The following is an 18,412-nucleotide window of genomic DNA, read 5'->3' on the forward strand; positions in this document are numbered from 1 at the left end:
GCGAAACGGCTCGGGCGGGCCCGGTGGGGGATCAGGCGCCGGTGAGGTCGGAGAACTTCTGGGCGAACTCCTTGTTCTCCTTGGCGGACAGGGCGCGGAAGGAGTGGGAGCGGGCGGCCATCTCCTTGTCCGGCAGGATCAGCGGGTTGTCGGCCGCGCTCTTGTCGATCTTGGCCAACTCCTCGCGTACCCCGTCGACGGGACAGGCGTAGTTGATGTACGCCGCGAGCCGGGCCGCCGCCTTCGGCTCGTAGAAGTAGTCGATGAGCCGTTCGGCGTTCTGCTTGTGGCGGGCCTTGTTCGGCACCATGAGGTTGTCGGTGGAGACCATGTAGCCGGACTTGGGGATGGCGTAGGCGATGTCCGGGTTGTCGCTTTGCAGCTGGACGACGTCACCGGCCCAGGCCACACAGGCGGCGAGGTCGCCCTTGTCCAGGTCGTTGGTGTAGTCGTTGCCGGTGAAGCGGCGGATCTGCTTGGAGTCGACGCCCTTCTGGAGCCGGGCGATGGCCGCGTCGTAGTCGTCCGCGGTGACGTCCTCGGGCCGCTTGCCCATGTCCAGCAGGGTCAGCCCGATGCTGTCGCGCATCTCGGAGAGGAAGCCGACCCGCCCCTTGAGCTTCGGGTCCTCCAGCAGCTGACTGACCGAGTCGACCTTCTTCCCGCCGGTGGCCTTCTTGTTGTACGCGATGAGGGCCGGGATGCCCTGCCAGACGTAGGAGTGCGCGCGGCCCGGGTCCCAGGCGGGGTCGCGGTACTGCGCCGAGAGGTTGGCGTAGGCGTGCGGCAGGTTGGCCGGGTCCAGCTGCTGGATCCAGCCCAGGGAGATCATCCGGGCGCACATCCAGTCGGTGAGCACGATCAGGTCGCGGCCGGTGTCCTGGCCGGCCGCGAGCTGCGCCTGGATCTTGCCGAAGAACTCGTCGTTGTCGTTGATGTCCTCGGTGTATTTGACGGCGATGCCGGTGCGCCGGGTGAAGCGGTCCAGCGTCGGACGGTGCTTGCCGTCCTTGCTGACGTCCATGTACTCGGTCCAGTTGGAGAAGTTCAGACGCTTCTCCGCCGCGGAGTGGTCCTCGCTCCGGCCGGCGTCCTTACGGCCCGCGGGCGGGATCCCGCACGCCGACAGGGCGCCCAGCCCGCCGGCCGCGGCCGCCATGGCACCGCCGGCGCGCAGCAGGGAGCGGCGGGTCATGGCGAGCCGGCCGTTGGTCATGCTGCGGCGCACGGCGGCGAGTTCGACCGGGGACAGGGGTTCGGGCTGCTCGTGGTGCTCCATGCGCGGTGCCCTTTCAGGGGTGAACCCGGCACTGGGCCGGTGGTGACGAAGCCGCGCGGCGCGGGCCGCAGGGGTGGCGGCGGGGCCGGCCCGCCGCCGTCCGGGTGGGACGTCCGTTACGGACGGTCCCCGAAGATCGTGCGGTGCCAGTCCTTCCGTGCCACCGCGGTGTTGTCGTACATGACGTGCTTGACCTGGGTGTACTCCTCGAAGGAGTAGGCCGACATGTCCTTGCCGAAGCCGGAGGCCTTGGCGCCGCCGTGCGGCATCTCGCTGATGATCGGGATGTGGTCGTTGACCCAGACGCAGCCCGCGTTGATCTCGCGGGTGGCGCGGCTGGTGCGGTAGACGTCCCGGCTCCAGGCGGAGGCGGCCAGCCCGTAGGGGGTGTCGTTGGCCAGCGCGATGCCCTCGTCGTCGCTGTCGAAGGGCAGCACGACCAGGACCGGGCCGAAGATCTCGGACTGCACGATCTCGCTGTCCTGTGCGGCTCCGGCGATCAGCGTGGGCCGGTAGTAGGCGCCGTTGGCCAGCGCGCCCTGGGGTGCCTCGCCGCCGGTGACGACGGTGGCGTAGGCGCGCGCCCGGTCCACGAAGCCGGCCACCCGGTCGCGCTGGGCGTGCGAGATCAGCGGTCCCAGGTCGGTGGACGGGTCGAAGGGGTCGCCGAGCCGCACGGTCGCCATCAGATCGGCGACACCGCTGACGAAGGCGTCGTAGAGGGGGCGCTGGACATAGGCGCGGGTGGCGGCGGTGCAGTCCTGGCCGGTGTTGATCAGTGCCCCGGCGACCGCGCCGTGCACGGCGGCCTCCAGGTCGGCGTCGTCGAAGACGACGAAGGGGGCCTTGCCGCCGAGTTCGAGGTGCAGCCGCTTGACGGTGCCGGTGGCGATCTCGGCGACCCGCTTGCCGACGGCGGTCGAGCCGGTGAAGGAGGTCATGGCGACGGAGGGGTGGCCGACGAGGCGCTCACCCGCGTCCCGGCCGGCGCCGGAGACGATGTTGAGCGCCCCGTCGGGCAGCCCCGCGCGCTGGGCGGCCTGCGCGAACAGCAGCGAGGTGAAGGGGGTGATCTCGGCCGGCTTGAGGACGATCGTGTTGCCCGCGGCGAGGGCCGGCAGCACCTTCCAGGCGGCCATCTGGAGCGGGTAGTTCCACGGTGCGATGGAGCCGACGACGCCGATCGGCTCGCGGCGGATCACGGAGGTGTGGTCGGCGCTGTATTCCCCGGCCGCCTTGCCCTCCAGGTGCCGGGCGGCGCCCGCGAAGAACGCGGCGTTGTCGATCGAGCCCGGTACGTCGAACTCCTCGCTGAGCTTGATCGGCTTTCCGCAGTTCAGCGACTCGGCGCGGGCGAGGTCGCCGGCGTCCTCGGTGAGCGCGGCGGCGAAGCGGTGCAGGGTGTCGGAGCGCTCGCCGGGCGTGGCACCGCCCCAGTCCGCGAACGCCCGCCGTGCGGCCTCGACGGCCGCGTCCACCTCTGCCTCGCCGGCGAGTTCGTAGGAGTACACCGTCTCGCCGGTCGCCGGGTCCACGACGTCCTGGGTACGGCCGGAACTGCCGCTCCGGAGACTGCCTGCGATGAATTGCGCGCCCTCGGCGAACCGCTCGGTGGCATCGAACCGCTGATCCATGGTGCACTCCTCCGCCGGGCGCCGGGGCCGCTCAGCGGCACTGCCTGGCGTAGCTATTTCCGGAATCGATGGCCGATCCTGGCAGAGGAACGCAACCTCAACAAGTGATTCCGTTGTTGCCTTTTGGTTACACGACGAAATCTGTTCTTTGCCTGGCCACGGCCCCGACACGTTGTCAGTGCCCGCTGACAGAATCCCGGCATGATGCACGACCACACGGGGATCACCACGGAGGAAGCCGCCGGCCGCGCCGCCGACGGGCCGCGCTCGGTCGACGAGCTGCGCCGGGCGACGGCCGCCGGGAAGCACCCGAAGTACGTCTTTTTCTGGGGCCACAGCCCGCGGCGCGACGGCAGCCTCGGCGCCAGTTGTTTCAGCCAGTGGTGGCCCTCCCCCTTCACCGTCGACCGCGTCCGCTACGCCACCGCGGAGCACTGGATGATGGCCGGCAAGGCCCGGCTGTTCGGCGATGCGGAGGCCGAGCGGCGGGTGCTCGCGGCGCGCCACCCCCGCCAGGCCAAGGACGCCGGGCGGACGGTCCGCGGCTTCGACGAGGAGACCTGGCAGCGCCGGCGCTTCGCCCTGGTCGTCGAGGGCAGCGTGCACAAGTTCCGGCAGGACGCCGCCCTGCGGGAGTACCTGCTGGGCACGGGGTCCCGGGTGCTGGTCGAGGCCAGTCCGCTGGACCGGATATGGGGCATCGGCCTGGCCGCCGACGACGAGCGGGCCGCCGACCCGGCGCGCTGGCGGGGCCTGAATCTGCTGGGCTTCGCGCTGATGGCGGCCCGGCAGCAGCTGCGGGAAGAGGCGGGCGGGCAGCCGTAGGGCAGGCCCGGGGCCGCTCCTGCGGGCCGGTGCGTCATCCCCCGCGCCATGACCGCCCCGCCCCACATAGCATGGCCGGGCCCCTCCGCGCACTCCGGCGCACCCTTTGACCAGGAGGAACCGTTGTCCGATCTCGATGCCTTCATCACGGGCCTGCCCAAGGCGGAACTGCACGTCCACCACGTCGGATCGGCGTCCCCGCGTATCGTCTCCGAGCTGGCGGCCCGCCACCCCGACTCCGCCGTCCCCACCGACCCCGACGCCCTGGTCGACTACTTCACCTTCCGCGACTTCGCGCACTTCATCGAGGTCTACCTCTCCGTCGTGGACCTGATCCGCGATGCCGAGGACGTCCGGCTGCTGACGTACGAGGTCGCCCGGGACATGGCCCGGCAGCAGATCCGCTACGCCGAGCTGACCGTCACCCCCTTCAGCTCGACCAGCCGCGGCATCCCCGACGCCGCGTTCGTCGAGGCGATCGAGGACGCCCGCAAGGCGGCGGAGTCGGAGCTGGGCGTGGTGCTGCGCTGGTGCTTCGACATCCCCGGCGAGGCGGGCCTGGCGTCCGCGGAGGAGACCGCCAGGATCGCCTGCGACCTGCAGCCCGAGGGCCTGGTCTCGTTCGGCCTCGGCGGCCCGGAGATCGGGGTCTCGCGCCCGCAGTTCAAGCCGTACTTCGACCGCGCCCGCGCGGCCGGTCTGCACTCCGTCCCGCACGCCGGGGAGACCACCGGACCCGAGACGATCTGGGACGCGCTCCGCGAGCTGGGCGCCGAGCGCATCGGCCATGGCACCAGCGCCACCCAGGACCCCGCGCTGCTGGCCCATCTCGCCGAGCACCGCATCCCGCTGGAGGTCTGCCCCACCTCCAACATCGCCACCCGCGCGGTGCGCACCCTGGACGAGCACCCGCTCAAGGAGATGGTCGACGCGGGCGTGCTGGTCACCATCAACAGCGACGACCCGCCGATGTTCGGCACCGACCTCAACACCGAATACGGCGTCGCCGCCCGCCTGTTGGGCCTGGACACGAAGGGCGTGGCCGCCCTCGCCAAGAACGCCGTCGAGGCCTCCTTCATGGACGCCCCCGCGAAGGCCCGGCTGTCAGCGGAGATCGACACGTACACGGCGTCCTGGCGCGCCTGACCACGAGGGCCGGCGCCCCGACCGCCCGCCCGTCGTCCCCCGGACCGCACCCGGGGCCGGCGGGACGACGGGCGGTCGGGGCCCCCTACAACCCCACGATTACAACCCCACGATCCCGTTCCACTCCTTGGCGAACTCGGTCCGCTCGGCGGAGGTGATGTCGCGGGCGATGGCCAGCCGCTTGCGCATCGCGTCGTCGGGGAAGATCAGCGGATCCTCGGCGAGGGCGGCACGCTCCTTGTCATGGGAGGACGCGAGGACCTCCCGCGCGGCCGGCACGGGGCAGACATAGTTGACCCAGGCGGCCAGCTCCGCGGCCACCGCCGGCTCGTAGTAGTAGTCGATCAGCCGCTCGGCGGTGCGCTTGTGTGCCGCGAGGTTGGGGATCAGCAGGCTCTCCGCCCAGAGTTCGGCGCCCTCCTGCGGCACCACGAACTCGATGTCCGGGTTGTCGGCCTGCAGTTGGATCACATCGCCCGAGTAGGCCTGGGCGGCGAGCACGTCCCCGGAGTCGAGGTCCTTGATGTAGTCGTTGCCGGTGAAGCGCCGGATGTGGCCGCGGCTCACCAGCCGGCGGATCCGGTCGGTCATCCGGTGGAAGTCGCCGGCCGTCCAGCGGGTGATGTCGACGCCGTCGCCCTGCATCAGCATCGCGAACGATTCGTCGAGCCCGGAGAGCAGGGTGACCCGGCCGCGCAGGTCGTCCTTCCACAGATCCGAGGTGTGCCTGATCTCCCGGCCGAGCTTGCGGCGGTTGTAGGCGATACCGGTGATCCCGGACTGCCAGGGCACCGAGTGCCTGCGGCCCGGGTCGAAGTGCGGGGTGCGCAGCTGCGGATCGAGGTACCGGGCGACGTGCGGCTGAGCGGCCCGGTCCATCTCCTGCACCCACCCCAGCCGGACGAGGCGGGCGCACATCCAGTCGCTCATGACGATCAGATCGCGGCCGGTGCTCTGATGGTTCATCAGCGCCGGGCCGATCTTGCCGAAGAACTCGTCGTTGTCGTTGATCTCCTCGGTGTACGTGACGGAGATCCCGCTGCGCCGCTCGAATGCCGCCAGGGTGGGCCGGCGCTGCTTGTCGTGGTCGTCGACGTCGATGTAGAGCGGCCAGTTCGCGAAGACCAGCCGGGGGTCGCGCGCCGACCGGTCCGGGCCGGTGCGGTCCGCCGCCCAGACGTACGCGGGCGGCACCCCGCATCCGGTCATGGCGGCCAGCGCCCCGGTCACCCCTGTCGCTCCCGCACCCCGGAGCAGCGCACGCCGCGAAAGATCAGCCATGGCGAGCACTCTCACGCGCCGCGGGCGGAGGCGGCAAGAGACAGAGCGTCCATTGCCGGGCCTCCGCCCGCGACGGTGTGTCGGGCGTTGTGTGCCGCCCGACGGGGTCAATTCCCCTGTGGATCCTGCCGGTTCAGCCGTCCAGCGAGGTCATCACGTGCTTGATGCGGGTGTAGTCGTCGAAGCCGTAGGACGACAGGTCCTTGCCGTAGCCGGACTTCTTGAATCCGCCGTGCGGCATCTCGGCGACCAGCGGGATGTGGGTGTTGATCCACACACAGCCGAAGTCGAGGCTCCGCGACATCCGCATGGCGCGGGCGTGGTCCTTGGTCCACACCGAGGACGCCAGCGCGTACTCGACGCCGTTGGCCCACTGCACCGCCTGCTTCTCGTCGGAGAAGGACTGGACGGTGATGACCGGGCCGAAGACCTCGTGCTGGACGATCTCGTCGTCCTGCTTGAGGCCCGAGACGACGGTCGGGGCGAAGAAGTAGCCCTTCTCGCCGACCTGTTCGCCGCCCGCCTCGATCTTGGCGTGCGCGGGCAGCCGCTCGATGAAGCCCTTGACCTGCTTGAGCTGGTTGGCGTTGTTCAGCGGGCCGTAGAGCACGTCCTCGTCGTCGACCGCGCCGGTCTTGGTCTCCGAGGCGGCCTTGGCCAGCGCGGCGACGAACTCGTCGTGGATGGACTCGTGGACCAGCACCCGGGTCGCGGCCGTACAGTCCTGGCCGGCGTTGAAGTATCCGGCGACGGAGATGTCCCCGACGGCCTTGGCGATGTCGGTGTCCTCGAAGACGACGACCGGCGCCTTGCCGCCCAGCTCCAGATGGACCCGCTTGAGGTCCTTCGAAGCGGACTCGGCGACCTGCATACCGGCACGCACCGAGCCGGTGATCGAGGCCATCGCCGGGACCTTGTGCTCGACCATCAGCCGGCCGGTCTCGCGGTCACCGCAGATGACGTTGAACACGCCACGGGAGTGGCCCAGTTCGTCCAGCACGCTGCCGATGATGTCGGCGATCAGCACCGTCGAGGCGGGGGTGGTGTCGGACGGCTTGATGACGACGGTGTTGCCCGCCGCCAGCGCGGGGGCGAACTTCCACACGGCCATCATCATCGGGTAGTTCCACGGCGCGACCTGGGCGCAGACGCCGACCGGCTCACGGCGGATGATGGAGGTGAAGCCTTCCATGTACTCGCCGGCCGAGCGGCCCTCCAGCATCCGGGCGGCACCCGCGAAGAAGCGGATCTGGTCCACCATCGGCGGGATTTCCTCGGAGCGTACGAGCGCGATCGGCTTGCCGCAGTTCTCGGACTCGGCGGCGATCAGCTCCTCGGCCCGCTCCTCGAAGCGGTCGGCGACCTTGAGCAGCACCTTCTGGCGCTCGGCGGGGATCAGGTCGCGCCACGCGGGGAAGGCGGCCTCGGCGGCAGCCATCGCCGCGTCCACGTCGGCGGCGCCCGAGAGCGGGGCGGTGGCGTAGGGCTCGCCCGTCGCGGGGTTGACCACCTCCGTGGTCCGCCCGTCGGCGGCGTCCCGGAACTCCCCGTCGATGTAGTTGCGCAGACGACGCAGTGCGGTGGTCACTGTGCGCCCCCTTCAGTCAGTTGTCCGGTGATGTGGCTCCACCCTAGCCATGGGACCCACGTTTTCAACACACCCGCCACTCAGTAACAACGGAATCAGTGAAATTTCGATCGCGAGACGACTAATTTCATCGATTTGGGGTTGCAAGACAGACGAGGCTCGTGCACAGTGAACGACGTGGCCACTCGTGACAGAAACGGCAGCACCCCGTCGATCGACTCCGTCTCCCTGGCGATCATCGAGCAGCTCCAGGAGGACGGGCGCCGTCCGTATGCCGCGATCGGCAAGGCCGTGGGCCTGTCCGAAGCGGCGGTACGCCAGCGCGTACAGAAACTGCTCGACCAAGGCGTGATGCAGATCGTCGCGGTCACCGACCCCCTCACGGTCGGTTTCCGCCGGCAGGCAATGGTCGGCATCAACGTCGAAGGTGACCTCGACCCCGTGGCCGACGCCCTGACGACCATGGAAGAGGTCGAGTACGTCGTCATGACGGCAGGCTCCTTCGATCTCCTCATCGAGATCGTCTGCGAGGACGACGACCACCTGCTGGAAATGATCAACAAGCGGATCCGCACGCTTCCCGGCGTCCGATCCACCGAGAGCTTCGTGTACCTCAAGCTCCGGAAGCAGACCTACACCTGGGGAACGAGATAACGATGAGCGGCGACCTCTCCAAGACGGCATACGACCACCTGTGGATGCACTTCACCCGCATGTCGTCGTACGAGAATGCCCCCGTGCCCACGATCGTGCGCGGTGAGGGCACCAACATCTACGACGACAAGGGCAAGCGCTACATCGACGGCCTCGCCGGCCTCTTCGTGGTCAACGCCGGCCACGGCCGGGTCGAGCTCGCCGAGACCGCCTACAAGCAGGCGCAGGAGCTGGCCTTCTTCCCCGTGTGGTCCTACGCCCACCCCAAGGCCGTGGAGCTCGCCGAGCGCCTGGCCAACGAGGCCCCCGGCGACCTCAACAAGGTCTTCTTCACCACCGGCGGCGGCGAGGCCGTCGAGACCGCCTGGAAGCTGGCCAAGCAGTACTTCAAGCTCGTCGGCAAGCCGATGAAGCACAAGGTGATATCCCGCGCGGTCGCCTACCACGGCACCCCGCAGGGCGCCCTGTCCATCACCGGCCTGCCCGGCCTGAAGGCCCCCTTCGAGCCGCTGGTCCCCGGCGCGCACAAGGTCCCGAACACCAACATCTACCGCGCCCCGATCCACGGCGACGACCCCGAGGCCTTCGGCCGCTGGGCCGCCGACCAGATCGAGCAGCAGATCCTCTTCGAGGGCCCCGAGACCGTCGCCGCGGTCTTCCTGGAGCCGGTGCAGAACGCCGGCGGCTGCTTCCCGCCGCCGCCCGGCTACTTCCAGCGGGTCCGCGAGATCTGCGACCAGTACGACGTGCTGCTCGTCTCCGACGAGGTCATCTGCGCCTTCGGCCGCCTGGGCACCACGTTCGCCTGCGACAAGTTCGGCTACGTCCCGGACATGATCACCTGCGCCAAGGGCATGACCTCGGGCTACTCCCCGATCGGCGCCTGCATCATCTCCGACCGTCTGGCCGAGCCGTTCTACAAGGGCGACAACACCTTCCTGCACGGCTACACCTTCGGTGGCCACCCGGTCTCCGCGGCCGTCGGCGTCGCCAACCTCGACATCTTCGAGCGCGAGGGCCTCAACCAGCACGTCCTCGACAACGAGGCCAACTTCCTCAACACCCTGCAGAAGCTGCACGACCTGCCGATCGTCGGCGACGTCCGCGGCAACGGCTTCTTCTACGGCATCGAGCTCGTCAAGGACAAGGCCACCAAGGAGTCCTTCAACGACGAGGAGACCGAGCGCGTCCTGTACGGCTTCCTCTCCAAGGCGCTGTACGACAACGGTCTCTACTGCCGCGCCGACGACCGTGGCGACCCGGTCATCCAGCTCGCGCCGCCGCTCATCGCCGACCAGCCGGTGTTCGACGAGATCGAGCAGATTCTGCGCACGGTCCTCACCGAGGCGTGGACCAAGCTCTGACCCCCGCGGCACCAGCCGCCGCGCGCCGGGACAACTGAACATCCAGCGGCCCAGATTCGCTCACTTCAAGCCATACGAGTGAATCTGGGCCGTTGTGCTGCCAAGCGACGAATACCGGGGGTCACCAGTACTTACCGTGCTAGAGACCGATACCCTCCATGGTCGTTCACCCGGTCGGGGGAACGATTCGACGCCTACAACAAGAGGTGCGCAGATGGTGGCCCCGCCTGACAACGACGTTCTCTGGGCCCGCGGCCTGCACCACACGCACGGCGGCACCTCCGCCCTCGCCGGAGTCTCCGTCGGCGTCCGCGAAGGCGAGATCCTCGCCGTCACCGGCCCGCGCGGCAGTGGCAAGACCACCCTCCTGAAATGTCTCTCCGGCCAGCTCGTGCCGACCGAGGGCGAGGTCTGGTTCAACAGCTCTCCCGTGCACACCCTGTCCTCCCCCAGCCGTGAGCGGCTGCGCCTGGACCGGTTCGGCTGGATCGACACCGAGCCGCACCTCGTCCACGAGCTCACCGCCTGGGAGAACGCCGCCCTGCCCCTGCTGCTCCGCGGCACCGGCACCCGCTCGGCCAAGCACACCGCCCTCGAATGGCTCGACCGCCTCGACGTCGGCATGTGCGCCGGCCGCCGCCCCGCCAAGCTCGACCAGTCCCAGCGCCAGCGCGTCGCCATCGCCCGCGCGCTCGCGACCACGCCCCAGGTGCTGTTCGCCGACGAACCGACCGCCCCGCTGCACCGCGCCGACGGCACCCAGGTGCTGCGCACCCTGACCACCGCGGCCCGCTCGCACCAGATCACCGTGGTCCTGGCGACCCATGATCCGGACGTCGCCACGCTCGCCGACCGGACCCTGGCGCTCCTCGACGGCCGCCCGGCGAGCGCCGCCTCCGCCACCAGCGGCTCCTCCGATGAGGAAAGCAGGGCAGCGTGCTCGCTCTCCGTCTAGCCCGCGGCTCGCACCCCCTCGTCCTGCTGCGCCGCCTGTCCGTCGCCGCCGCCGCGGCCGGCACCGGGTTCCTGCTGCTCTCCACCGTCGGCCACGCCGCCGGGCACCCGTCCGCGGCCGACGAGTCCCTGGTACGCCTGCTGTGGTGCGCGGCGCCGCTGGCGGCCACCGCCCAGTTCGCGGTGTCCACCGCCCGTACGGACCCCGCCGCCCGTCTGCAGCGCGGGATGGCCGCGGCCGGCCTGGGCCCGCTGCGCCTGACCCTGCTCGCGACGGCCTCCACCGCACTGACCTGTCTGCTGGGCGTTCTCCTCGCGCTGCTGGCCTTCCTGCGGCTGCGCGGCGATCTGGGCGGCCCGGGCGGCTCCGGCTCGCTCGGCATCGACTCCGCCCTGCTCGGCGCCGGCCATCCGGTGCCGCTGGCCGGCGCGCTCCTGCTGCTGGCGACCGTGCCGGTGACCGCCGCGGTCGCCACCGCCGTCGCCCTGCGGCCCCGCAACGAGAACGGCTCCCGCGAGACCGCGGCCCGCTCCCGGACCGCCCCGCCCTCGGGTCTCCCCTGGGGCATCGCCCTGGCCGCGGCCGGCCTGGCGATCGAGGCGTACACCAGCCCCGGCCCGCACGCCCCCGGCGGGCTGCTGCCGCTGCCCGGCCGGCTGATCGGCAGCCCGCCCGGCGTGCTGGCCGGCTGGGCACTGTCCGCCTTCGGCCTGGTCCTGGCCGGTCCCGGGCTGGTGCATCTGTGCGGCCGGCTGCTCTGCGCCGGGCGGCCGGGCGCGCTGCGCCTGCTGTCCGGGCGGGTGCTCCAGGAGGAGTCGCACCGCCTCGGCCGCCCGCTGGGTGTGCTGTGCGCGGTCGGCTCCGCCGCGTACGCCGCCGTGAAGGTCTACGAGGCCTCGCCCGCCCGGCCGTTCGGACCGCTCACCGCCGTCGGCGCGGCGGTGGTCCTCGCCTGTGTGACCGCCAGCGCGCTCACCGCCGCACTGGAATCCCGCACCGCCCGCGCCCACACCACGGCCGCCCTCCGCCGGCTGGGCGCCTCCGCGTCCGTCCTCCACCGCGCCGCGGCGCTGCGCGGCCTGGCCCTGGTCCTCGTCCTGGCGCCCCTGACGTGGACGGTGGCGGAGATGGCCACCCTTCCGCTGGTGCACTGAGGGTCCCGGCCCGCCGGGGCCACGGATGACTCGTGGCGCCAGGAGCCGGGGCCCGCCGCACACCGCGGCCCGCACCGCCACCTGGCCCCCTGGGCGCGTCACCGCGGTCCTAACATGACGCACGTGCAGTCGAATTCACATGCCTCCGCCGCCCGCCGTCCCCCCGCCCACGACGACAACCACGACCACGAGATCGAGTCCCTGGAGGAGTTCGACCGGGTCGTCGCCGCCGGCAGCCTCGCCGGTCACCGCGTCCAGTCGGTCGATCTGACGGACCGTACGTTCGCGCTGCTCAGCACGGACGCCTCGGATTCCGTGTTCCTCGGCTGCGCCATGGAGGAGGACGCCGCGGCCAAGATACGTGCCGGGGGCGCCCTGGTCTTCCCGCCCGTACCGGACCTGCCGTTCGATCCCTACCGGGGCGGGCTCTACGGGCCGGACGAGCTCTTCGCGCAGCTGGTCGACGCCGGCTACGACGCCACCCCGGACGCCCGCACCTACGCCTGGTTCCAGGAGACCAAGGCGGACGGCGACATCTTCGCCTCGATGCTGCGCAGCATCCATGACGACGCCGTCTCCGACGCCCTGGACGAAGACCTCGCCGGTGCCCAGGTGGTGGGCATCATGGGCGGCCACGCCCTGGAGCGCGGCTCCGCGGCCTACGCGGGCGCGGCCCGGCTCGGCCGCCGGCTCGCCCGCACCGGCCTGACCGTGGCGACCGGCGGCGGACCGGGCGCGATGGAGGCGGCGAACCTCGGGGCGTACGCCGCGCCCTTCGAGGACGGCATGCTCGACTCGGCGCTGGAAATCCTCGCCAAGGCACCGCACTTCGCCCCCTCGGTCACCGACTGGGCACGGGCCGCCTTCGAGATACGGCGCAGCTGGCCGGACGGCGGCGCCTCGGTCGGCATCCCCACCTGGTTCTACGGCCACGAGCCGCCGAACGCCTTCGCCTCCCGGATAGCGAAGTACTTCGTCAACGCGGTGCGCGAGGACGGACTGCTGGCGCGCTCCCGGGCCGGTGTGGTGTTCCTGCCGGGCGCGGCCGGGACCGTACAGGAGATCTTCGACAACGCGACCCCGAACTACTACGGGTCGCGGGGCGAGCCGACCCCCATGGTGCTGGTGAACCGCGCCCACTGGACCGAGCAGCTCCCCGCCTGGCCGCTGCTCCAGGCGCTCGCCTCGGAGCACCCCATGGCGGCCCGGATCGCGCTGGTCGACTCGGTGGACGAGGTCCCGGACACCCTGGCCCGCCTCCGCGCCGCGGCACCGGCCTGATCCGGCCGCGGGGGCTCCCCCGCGGGGGCTCTCCGCGTCCGCACCGGTCCCCACCGGACGGCCGTACGGGTGCGTTTGCCCGCCCGAGGCAACTCCGGCCCCCGAATGCACGTCTGCCAGTCCGGCAGTGAACAGCAGTGCAGTGCAGAGGCAGTGCACTGCACAGGCAGTACAGACAGCGGGCGAACGGAGTTCTTGGTGATCATCGGTCTGCTGACGGCCGTGGCGGCGTCGGCCGGTTACGGCACGGGATCGGTTCTGCAGGCGCTGGGCTCGCGCAAATCCGCCCGCCGGGAGGCGGCCAAGGCCTCCGCGTCCGGTGTCACCCAGCACGGCGGCCCCAGCCTGGCGTCCACCGCAAAGGCGGCCGTGACCTGGGAATTCATGCTGGGCACGGTGCTGGACTTCATAGGGTTCGGGCTCGGCGCGCTGGCGGCCCGGCTGCTGCCGCTGTTCCTTTCGCAGACCGTGATCAGCGCCAACCTCGTGATCACTGCCGTACTGAGCGTCAAGCTCCTGGGCCTGCGGCTCAGCCGCGCCGAGTGGACCTCCATCGCCGTGGTCTGTTCGGCGCTGGTGCTGCTGGCCACGGCCGCCGGGCCGGAGGGCAGCGGCCACACCCCGCTCGCCGCCCACTGGTGGCTGCTCGCCGCCTCCGTCGTGCTCATCGGCGGCGGCACCGTGGTCGTGCGGCTGCTCGGCGCGCGGGCCGCGATCCTCGCGGGGCTCTTCTCCGGCCTGGGCTTCGGCGCGCTCGGCATCGGGGTACGGGTGCTGAACGGGATGGCCCCCTTCGATCTGCCGTCCCTGCTCGGCGACCCCGCGCTGTACGCGATCGGCGTCGCCGGAATCGGCGGGATGTATCTGCACACCGTCGCCCTCCAGCTCGGCTCGGTGAACGGCGCCACGGCGGCGCTGGTGGTGGGCGAGACGGTGATCCCCGGCATTCTCGGGGTGCTGTGGCTGGGCGACTCCTCCCGACCGGGCTTCGCCTGGGTCGCCGTCCTGGGCTTCGTGGTGGCGGTGGCCGGGGCCGTCGCGGTCGCGTGGTTCGGCGAGCCCGAGCCGGGGGCGCACGACGACCCGGCACCGGCCGGCGAGCTGCCCGCGGAGGCGGCGGCGCGCTGAGGGCGACCGGCTGCCGAGGGCCCCGTCGGACGTCGGAGGACACCGCGGCCCGGTCCCCGGCGCCCTCCGTACGGTCAGCCCGCCGGCGCCCCGCCGTCCAGCACCACCACGTCCGCTGCGGCGAACGCGAGGCCCACCCGCTCGCCCACCTCGGGCGCGTCCCGCAGCGTGCAGGCCGCCTCGATCTGCGGTCCGACGGCGGGTTGCAGCAGCAGCGCGACATGGGTGCCACGGAACGTCCGGGCCGCGACCGTGGCGGGCACGCCGTCCGGGGCCGCCGTCAGCCGCACCCCGGCCGGGCGGACGAGCAGGCGGCAGGGCCCGTCCGCGGTGCCGTCCGGGACCGGCACCTTGCCCCAGGGGGTGGCGGCCGCCTCGCCCTGCACCGTCGCCTCGACCACGTTGTCGAAGCCGAGGAAGCGGGCGACGAATTCCGAGGCGGGCCGCTGCCAGACCTCCAGCGGGGTGCCGCTCTGGGCGATCCGGCCGTCCTGCATCACCACGACCCGGTCGGCGAGCGCGAAGGCCTCGCCCTGGTCGTGCGTGACGGCGAGCACGGTCGTTCCCAACTCCCGGAAAAGACGGCGGAGTTCGACGACCAGCCGTTCGCGCAGCCCGCGGTCGAGCTGGCCGAGGGGCTCGTCCAGCATCAGCAGACGGGGGCGTGGGGCCAGCGCGCGGGCCAGGGCGACCCGCTGCTGTTCACCACCGGACAGCGAGGCCACGGCGCGCCGCTGGGCGCCCGGCAGCCCCACGAGGTCCAGGAGTTCGGTGACCGTACGCTCCCGGTCGGCGCGCGAGGACCCCCGCATCCGCAGTCCGAAGGCGACATTGCCCTCGACATCGCGCTGCGGGAAGAGCTGGTGGTCCTGGAACATCAGGCCGACCCCGCGCCGGTGCGCGGGCACCCCCCGCTGCTCCCGCCCCTCCAGCAACACCTGCCCGGCGTCGGCGTGCTGGAGACCTGCGACCACTCTGAGCAGGGTGGACTTGCCGCTGCCGCTCGGCCCCAGGACGCAGACGATCTCCTGCGCGGCGACGTCCAGGTCCACCGCGTCGAGCGCAGGGCGCCCGGCCGCGGTGAAGCGGACGGTCACCCCGCCCAGCCGTAGCAGCTCCGGCGCCCGTGTGGTGGTGTCCGCTGCCGTCATCTAGAACTCCCCGGAGTGGTCGACGGGGCGCAGGCGCTCCAGTACCAGCAGGGCGCCGGCACACACCACCATCAAGATGGTCGACAACGCCATCGCCTGCCCGTAGTTGGTCTCCCCCGCCCGCCCCAGCAGACGGGCCACGGCGACCGGCAGCGTCGGCCGGTCCGGCCGCGCGATGAAGACGGTCGCCCCGAACTCACCGAGCGACACCGCGAAGGCGAAGCCCGCGGCGATCAGCAGCGCCCGCCGCACCAGCGGCAGGTCGACCTCGCGCCACACCCGCCAGGGCGAGGCGCCGAGCACGGCGGCGGCCTCCCGCAAACGTGCATCGACAGCCCGCAGCACCGGCAGCATCGTCCGGACCACGAACGGCACCCCCACCAGCGCCTGGGCGAGCGGGACCAGCCACCACGAGGCACGCAGGTCGAGCGGCGGCTTGTCGAGGCTGATCAGAAATCCGAAGCCGACGGTCACCGCGGAGACCCCGAGCGGCAGCATCAGCAGGGCGTCGAAGCCGCGGACGAACCGGCTGATCGCGGGCGTCCGGCCGGACGGGCCCCGGCGCAGCCGCGGCAGGGTCAGTACAGCGGCCGCCAGCCCGCCCACCACCAGAGCGATCACCGTGGCCGCGGCCCCGTAGGCGAGCGAATTCCACAGGGCGTCCAGGGGCGCGACGACAAACGTGCTGTCGGCGGCCGCGGCGGACCGCAGCGAGGTGTAGAAGACCGTGCCGTAGCCGTCCGGCCCGGCGAACGACCGCTCCACCAGCACCACCAGCGGCACCAGCAGCAGCACGGTGATGACGGCGAGCGTGCCCCACAGCAGCGCCCACTGGCCACCACCGCGCGGCCGGTGGGCGGTCTGCGACGCGTCCACCAGCCGCAGCGCGGACTCCCGGCGGCGCACGGTCCAGGCGTGCAGCGCCAGCACGCCCAGCACCGCGGCGAACTGGACGAGGGTGAGCACCGCGGCCGTCGGCAGATCCAGGAAGTCCGCGGTCTGCCGGTAGATCTCCACCTCCAGCGTGGAGAAGGTGGGCCCGCCCAGAATCTGCACCACGCCGAAGGAGGTGAAGGTGAACAGGAAGACCATCAGCGCGGCGGCCGCGACGGCCGGCCCCAGCGCGGGCAGCGTCACCCGCCGCCAAGCCGCGAACCGCCCGGCTCCCAGCACCCGCGCCGCCTCTTCCTGCCGCGGATCGAGCTGCCCCCACAGGCCGCCGACGGTGCGCACGACCACGGCGTAGTTGAAGAAGACGTGCGCCAGCAGGATCGCCCACACCGAGGTGTCCAGGCGCACCCCCCACAGCTCGTCCAGCAGCCCGCCCCGCCCGACGAGCGCCAGGAAGGCCGTGCCGACGACGACGGTCGGCAGCACGAACGGCACCGCCACCACCGCCCGCAGCAGCTGCTTGCCGGGGAAGTCGAAGCGGGCGAAGACATAGGCGCCGGGGAGCGCGATCAGCAGGGTCAGCACGGTCGAGGCGGCCGCCTGCCAGACGGTGAACCACAGCACCTGCACGATGTCCGGCTCGCTCAGCACGGCACCGAACCGGCCGAACTGCCACTGTCCGCCGTCCTTCAGCCCCCGCCCGACGATCGCCACGACGGGATAGGCGAAGAACAGCGCGAAGAAGGCGAGCGGCACGGCCATCAGACCGAGCCGCACCGCCGTCCCCTTCGCGGGCCCGCGGCCGCGGGTGCGCCCTACTTCAGAACGAGCGAGGACCACTGCTTGATCCACTGTTCGCGGTTCTTGGTGATCGTCTGAGGAGCCAGCGTCGCCGGCTTGCCGATCGTGGCGCCGTACTTGGTGAACACCTCCGGCACCTTGGCGTCCGCACGGGCCGGGTTGACGAACATCTGCAGCGGCTCGTCCTCCTGGAACTGCCGGCTCAGCAGGAAGTCCAGCAGCGCCTTGCCGCCCTTTTCGTTCTTCGCGCCCTTCAGCAGACCGCCGAATTCGATCTGCCGGAAGCAGGTGCCGGTCGCGACGCCGGTCGGCGCCTCCTTGGGCGCGGGCTTCTTGCCGAGCACCTCGGCCGGCGGGCTGGAGGCGTAGGAGACCACCAGCGGCTTGTCGCCCTTGCCCTTGCTCGCCGCGGACCCCGAGAAGCGCTGGTTGTAGGCCTGCTCCCAGCCGTCGACGACCTCGACGCCATTGGCCTTGAGCTTCTTCCAGTAGTCCTGCCAGCCTCCCCCAGACTTCGTCCGGGAGGTGCCCCCATTGCCGTAGGCGGCGACGGTGGCGAGCTGGAAGGCGAGCCCCGGCGAGGAGGTCGCCGAGTTCTCCGTGACGAGCAGCCCCTTGTACCGGGGCTTGATCAGATCGTCGAAGGTCTTCGGCGGCGCGATCTTGTGCCGGGCGAAGTAGCCGCGGTCGTAGTTGACGCAGATGTCGCCGTAGTCGAGCGGGGTGACGCGGTGCCGCGCCTTGTCCAGCTGCAGCCCGGCCGGGACGTGCCCGAGCCCCTTGGCCTCGTACGGGCTGAAGAGGCCCTCGTCCAGACCGCGCGAGAGCAGGGTGTTGTCGATGCCGAAGAACACATCGCCCTGCGGATTGTCCTTGGACAGGATCGCCTGGTTGACGGCCTTGCCGGCGTCCCCGCCCTTGAGGACCCGGACCTTGTAGCCGCTCTGCTTCTCGAACGCGGTCAGCACGGACTTGGACACGTTGAACGAGTCATGGCTGACCAGCGTGACGGTCTTGGCGTCCGCGCTGTCGCCCCCCGACGTGCCGCAGGCGGCCAACGCGGTCATGCCCATGGCAGCGGCAAGCGCTGCCGCGGTGATCCTGCTGGTGGTGCTCACTGAATGTCCTCCTGGCTGGCCAGGACGAGACGCTGCCCTGCCCGATGTCCGCGGTTCGTGACGTGCGAGGACGTACGGAGCGGACTTCGGGCAGGGCACAACAGCATGAGTGACGACCGAACTTCCTACCCGGCATGACCCGGGCGAGGTTCAAGGGTCTGC

At 71.4% G+C, this 18,412-nt stretch carries 15 protein-coding genes; 8 read left to right on the forward strand and 7 right to left on the reverse strand.

The features are described from left to right. Positions 1-31: 31 nt before the first annotated feature. Together CPH93_RS08970 and CPH93_RS08975 are read right to left on the reverse strand one after the other, a co-directional pair. Positions 32-1,279 carry a polyamine ABC transporter substrate-binding protein gene (locus CPH93_RS08970; RefSeq protein WP_093485409.1) on the reverse strand — a complete coding sequence of 416 codons (1,248 nt, stop codon included), beginning with the start codon at positions 1,277-1,279 and terminating at the stop codon, positions 32-34. A gap of 116 nt (positions 1,280-1,395) precedes the next feature. Continuing rightward, positions 1,396-2,913, reverse strand: coding sequence for a gamma-aminobutyraldehyde dehydrogenase (locus tag CPH93_RS08975; protein WP_096212495.1), 1,518 nt, complete (start codon positions 2,911-2,913; stop codon positions 1,396-1,398). A 201-nt stretch (positions 2,914-3,114) separates the two neighbouring features. On the opposite strand from CPH93_RS08975, the gene CPH93_RS08980 reads away from it, so the two are divergent. Then, positions 3,115-3,738, forward strand: a complete 624-nt coding sequence (locus CPH93_RS08980; RefSeq protein ID WP_096212496.1) for an NADAR family protein — start codon at positions 3,115-3,117, stop codon at positions 3,736-3,738. 48 nt (positions 3,739-3,786) lie between these two features. Continuing rightward, positions 3,787-4,884, forward strand: coding sequence for an adenosine deaminase (locus tag CPH93_RS08985; RefSeq protein ID WP_443031433.1), 1,098 nt, complete (start codon positions 3,787-3,789; stop codon positions 4,882-4,884). Positions 4,885-4,983: 99 nt separating this feature from the next. Here CPH93_RS08985 and CPH93_RS08990 read toward each other — a convergent pair whose 3' ends face one another. Together CPH93_RS08990 and CPH93_RS08995 are read right to left on the reverse strand one after the other, a co-directional pair. Continuing rightward, positions 4,984-6,165 (reverse strand): polyamine ABC transporter substrate-binding protein, encoded by a 1,182-nt coding sequence (locus CPH93_RS08990; protein WP_096212497.1) that lies wholly within the window; start codon positions 6,163-6,165, stop codon positions 4,984-4,986. Between the two features lie 133 nt (positions 6,166-6,298). Further along, a complete protein-coding gene (locus tag CPH93_RS08995) occupies positions 6,299-7,753 on the reverse strand; it encodes a gamma-aminobutyraldehyde dehydrogenase (protein WP_096212498.1) in 1,455 nt (484 codons plus the stop codon). Between the two features lie 177 nt (positions 7,754-7,930). On the opposite strand from CPH93_RS08995, the gene CPH93_RS09000 reads away from it, so the two are divergent. From CPH93_RS09000 to CPH93_RS09025, 6 genes are all read left to right on the forward strand, one after another. Continuing rightward, the gene (locus tag CPH93_RS09000; RefSeq protein ID WP_093489234.1) at positions 7,931-8,407 is read left to right on the forward strand and encodes an Lrp/AsnC family transcriptional regulator; all 477 of its coding nucleotides are present in this window, start codon (positions 7,931-7,933) and stop codon (positions 8,405-8,407) included. 2 nt (positions 8,408-8,409) lie between these two features. Then, positions 8,410-9,771 (forward strand): aspartate aminotransferase family protein, encoded by a 1,362-nt coding sequence (locus CPH93_RS09005; RefSeq protein WP_093485403.1) that lies wholly within the window; start codon positions 8,410-8,412, stop codon positions 9,769-9,771. 214 nt (positions 9,772-9,985) lie between these two features. Next, a complete protein-coding gene (locus CPH93_RS09010; protein WP_093485402.1) occupies positions 9,986-10,726 on the forward strand; it encodes an ABC transporter ATP-binding protein in 741 nt (246 codons plus the stop codon). Next, positions 10,708-11,880 (forward strand): hypothetical protein, encoded by a 1,173-nt coding sequence (locus tag CPH93_RS09015; protein ID WP_093485401.1) that lies wholly within the window; start codon positions 10,708-10,710, stop codon positions 11,878-11,880. Before CPH93_RS09010 ends, CPH93_RS09015 begins: the two co-directional genes overlap by 19 nt. A 114-nt stretch (positions 11,881-11,994) precedes the next feature. Next, complete coding sequence (locus CPH93_RS09020) at positions 11,995-13,161, forward strand: LOG family protein (RefSeq protein ID WP_096212499.1); 1,167 nt, start codon at positions 11,995-11,997, stop codon at positions 13,159-13,161. Positions 13,162-13,359: 198 nt separating this feature from the next. Then, a complete protein-coding gene (locus CPH93_RS09025) occupies positions 13,360-14,289 on the forward strand; it encodes a hypothetical protein (RefSeq protein ID WP_093485399.1) in 930 nt (309 codons plus the stop codon). A gap of 74 nt (positions 14,290-14,363) precedes the next feature. Here CPH93_RS09025 and CPH93_RS09030 read toward each other — a convergent pair whose 3' ends face one another. From CPH93_RS09030 to CPH93_RS09040, 3 genes are read right to left on the reverse strand one after another with little or no spacing between them, the layout of a single operon-like run. After that, the gene (locus CPH93_RS09030; RefSeq protein WP_096212500.1) at positions 14,364-15,440 is read right to left on the reverse strand and encodes an ABC transporter ATP-binding protein; all 1,077 of its coding nucleotides are present in this window, start codon (positions 15,438-15,440) and stop codon (positions 14,364-14,366) included. Continuing rightward, complete coding sequence (locus CPH93_RS09035) at positions 15,441-17,108, reverse strand: ABC transporter permease (protein WP_096212501.1); 1,668 nt, start codon at positions 17,106-17,108, stop codon at positions 15,441-15,443. A gap of 38 nt (positions 17,109-17,146) precedes the next feature. Further along, on the reverse strand, positions 17,147-18,250 hold the full coding sequence (locus CPH93_RS09040) for a thiamine ABC transporter substrate-binding protein (RefSeq protein ID WP_096212502.1): 1,104 nt from the start codon (positions 18,248-18,250) through the stop codon (positions 17,147-17,149). Between the last annotated feature and the right edge of the window lie 162 nt (positions 18,251-18,412).

Origin of the sequence: Streptomyces sp. 2323.1, assembly GCF_900221035.1 — a bacterium.
Classification (GTDB): Bacteria; Actinomycetota; Actinomycetes; order Streptomycetales; family Streptomycetaceae; genus Streptomyces; species Streptomyces sioyaensis.

Bases quoted from the DNA above. Each gene is read 5' to 3' on its own strand.
- CPH93_RS08970 (WP_093485409.1), bottom strand. From the start codon at position 1,279: ATGGAGCACCACGAGCAGCCCGAACCCCTGTCCCCGGTCGAACTCGCC.
- CPH93_RS08975 (WP_096212495.1), bottom strand. From the start codon at position 2,913: ATGGATCAGCGGTTCGATGCCACCGAGCGGTTCGCCGAGGGCGCGCAA.
- CPH93_RS08980 (WP_096212496.1), top strand. From the start codon at position 3,115: ATGATGCACGACCACACGGGGATCACCACGGAGGAAGCCGCCGGCCGC.
- CPH93_RS08985 (WP_443031433.1), top strand. From the start codon at position 3,787: ATGACCGCCCCGCCCCACATAGCATGGCCGGGCCCCTCCGCGCACTCC.
- CPH93_RS08990 (WP_096212497.1), bottom strand. From the start codon at position 6,165: ATGGCTGATCTTTCGCGGCGTGCGCTGCTCCGGGGTGCGGGAGCGACA.
- CPH93_RS09005 (WP_093485403.1), top strand. From the start codon at position 8,410: ATGAGCGGCGACCTCTCCAAGACGGCATACGACCACCTGTGGATGCAC.
- CPH93_RS09010 (WP_093485402.1), top strand. From the start codon at position 9,986: ATGGTGGCCCCGCCTGACAACGACGTTCTCTGGGCCCGCGGCCTGCAC.
- CPH93_RS09020 (WP_096212499.1), top strand. From the start codon at position 11,995: ATGACGCACGTGCAGTCGAATTCACATGCCTCCGCCGCCCGCCGTCCC.
- CPH93_RS09030 (WP_096212500.1), bottom strand. From the start codon at position 15,440: ATGACGGCAGCGGACACCACCACACGGGCGCCGGAGCTGCTACGGCTG.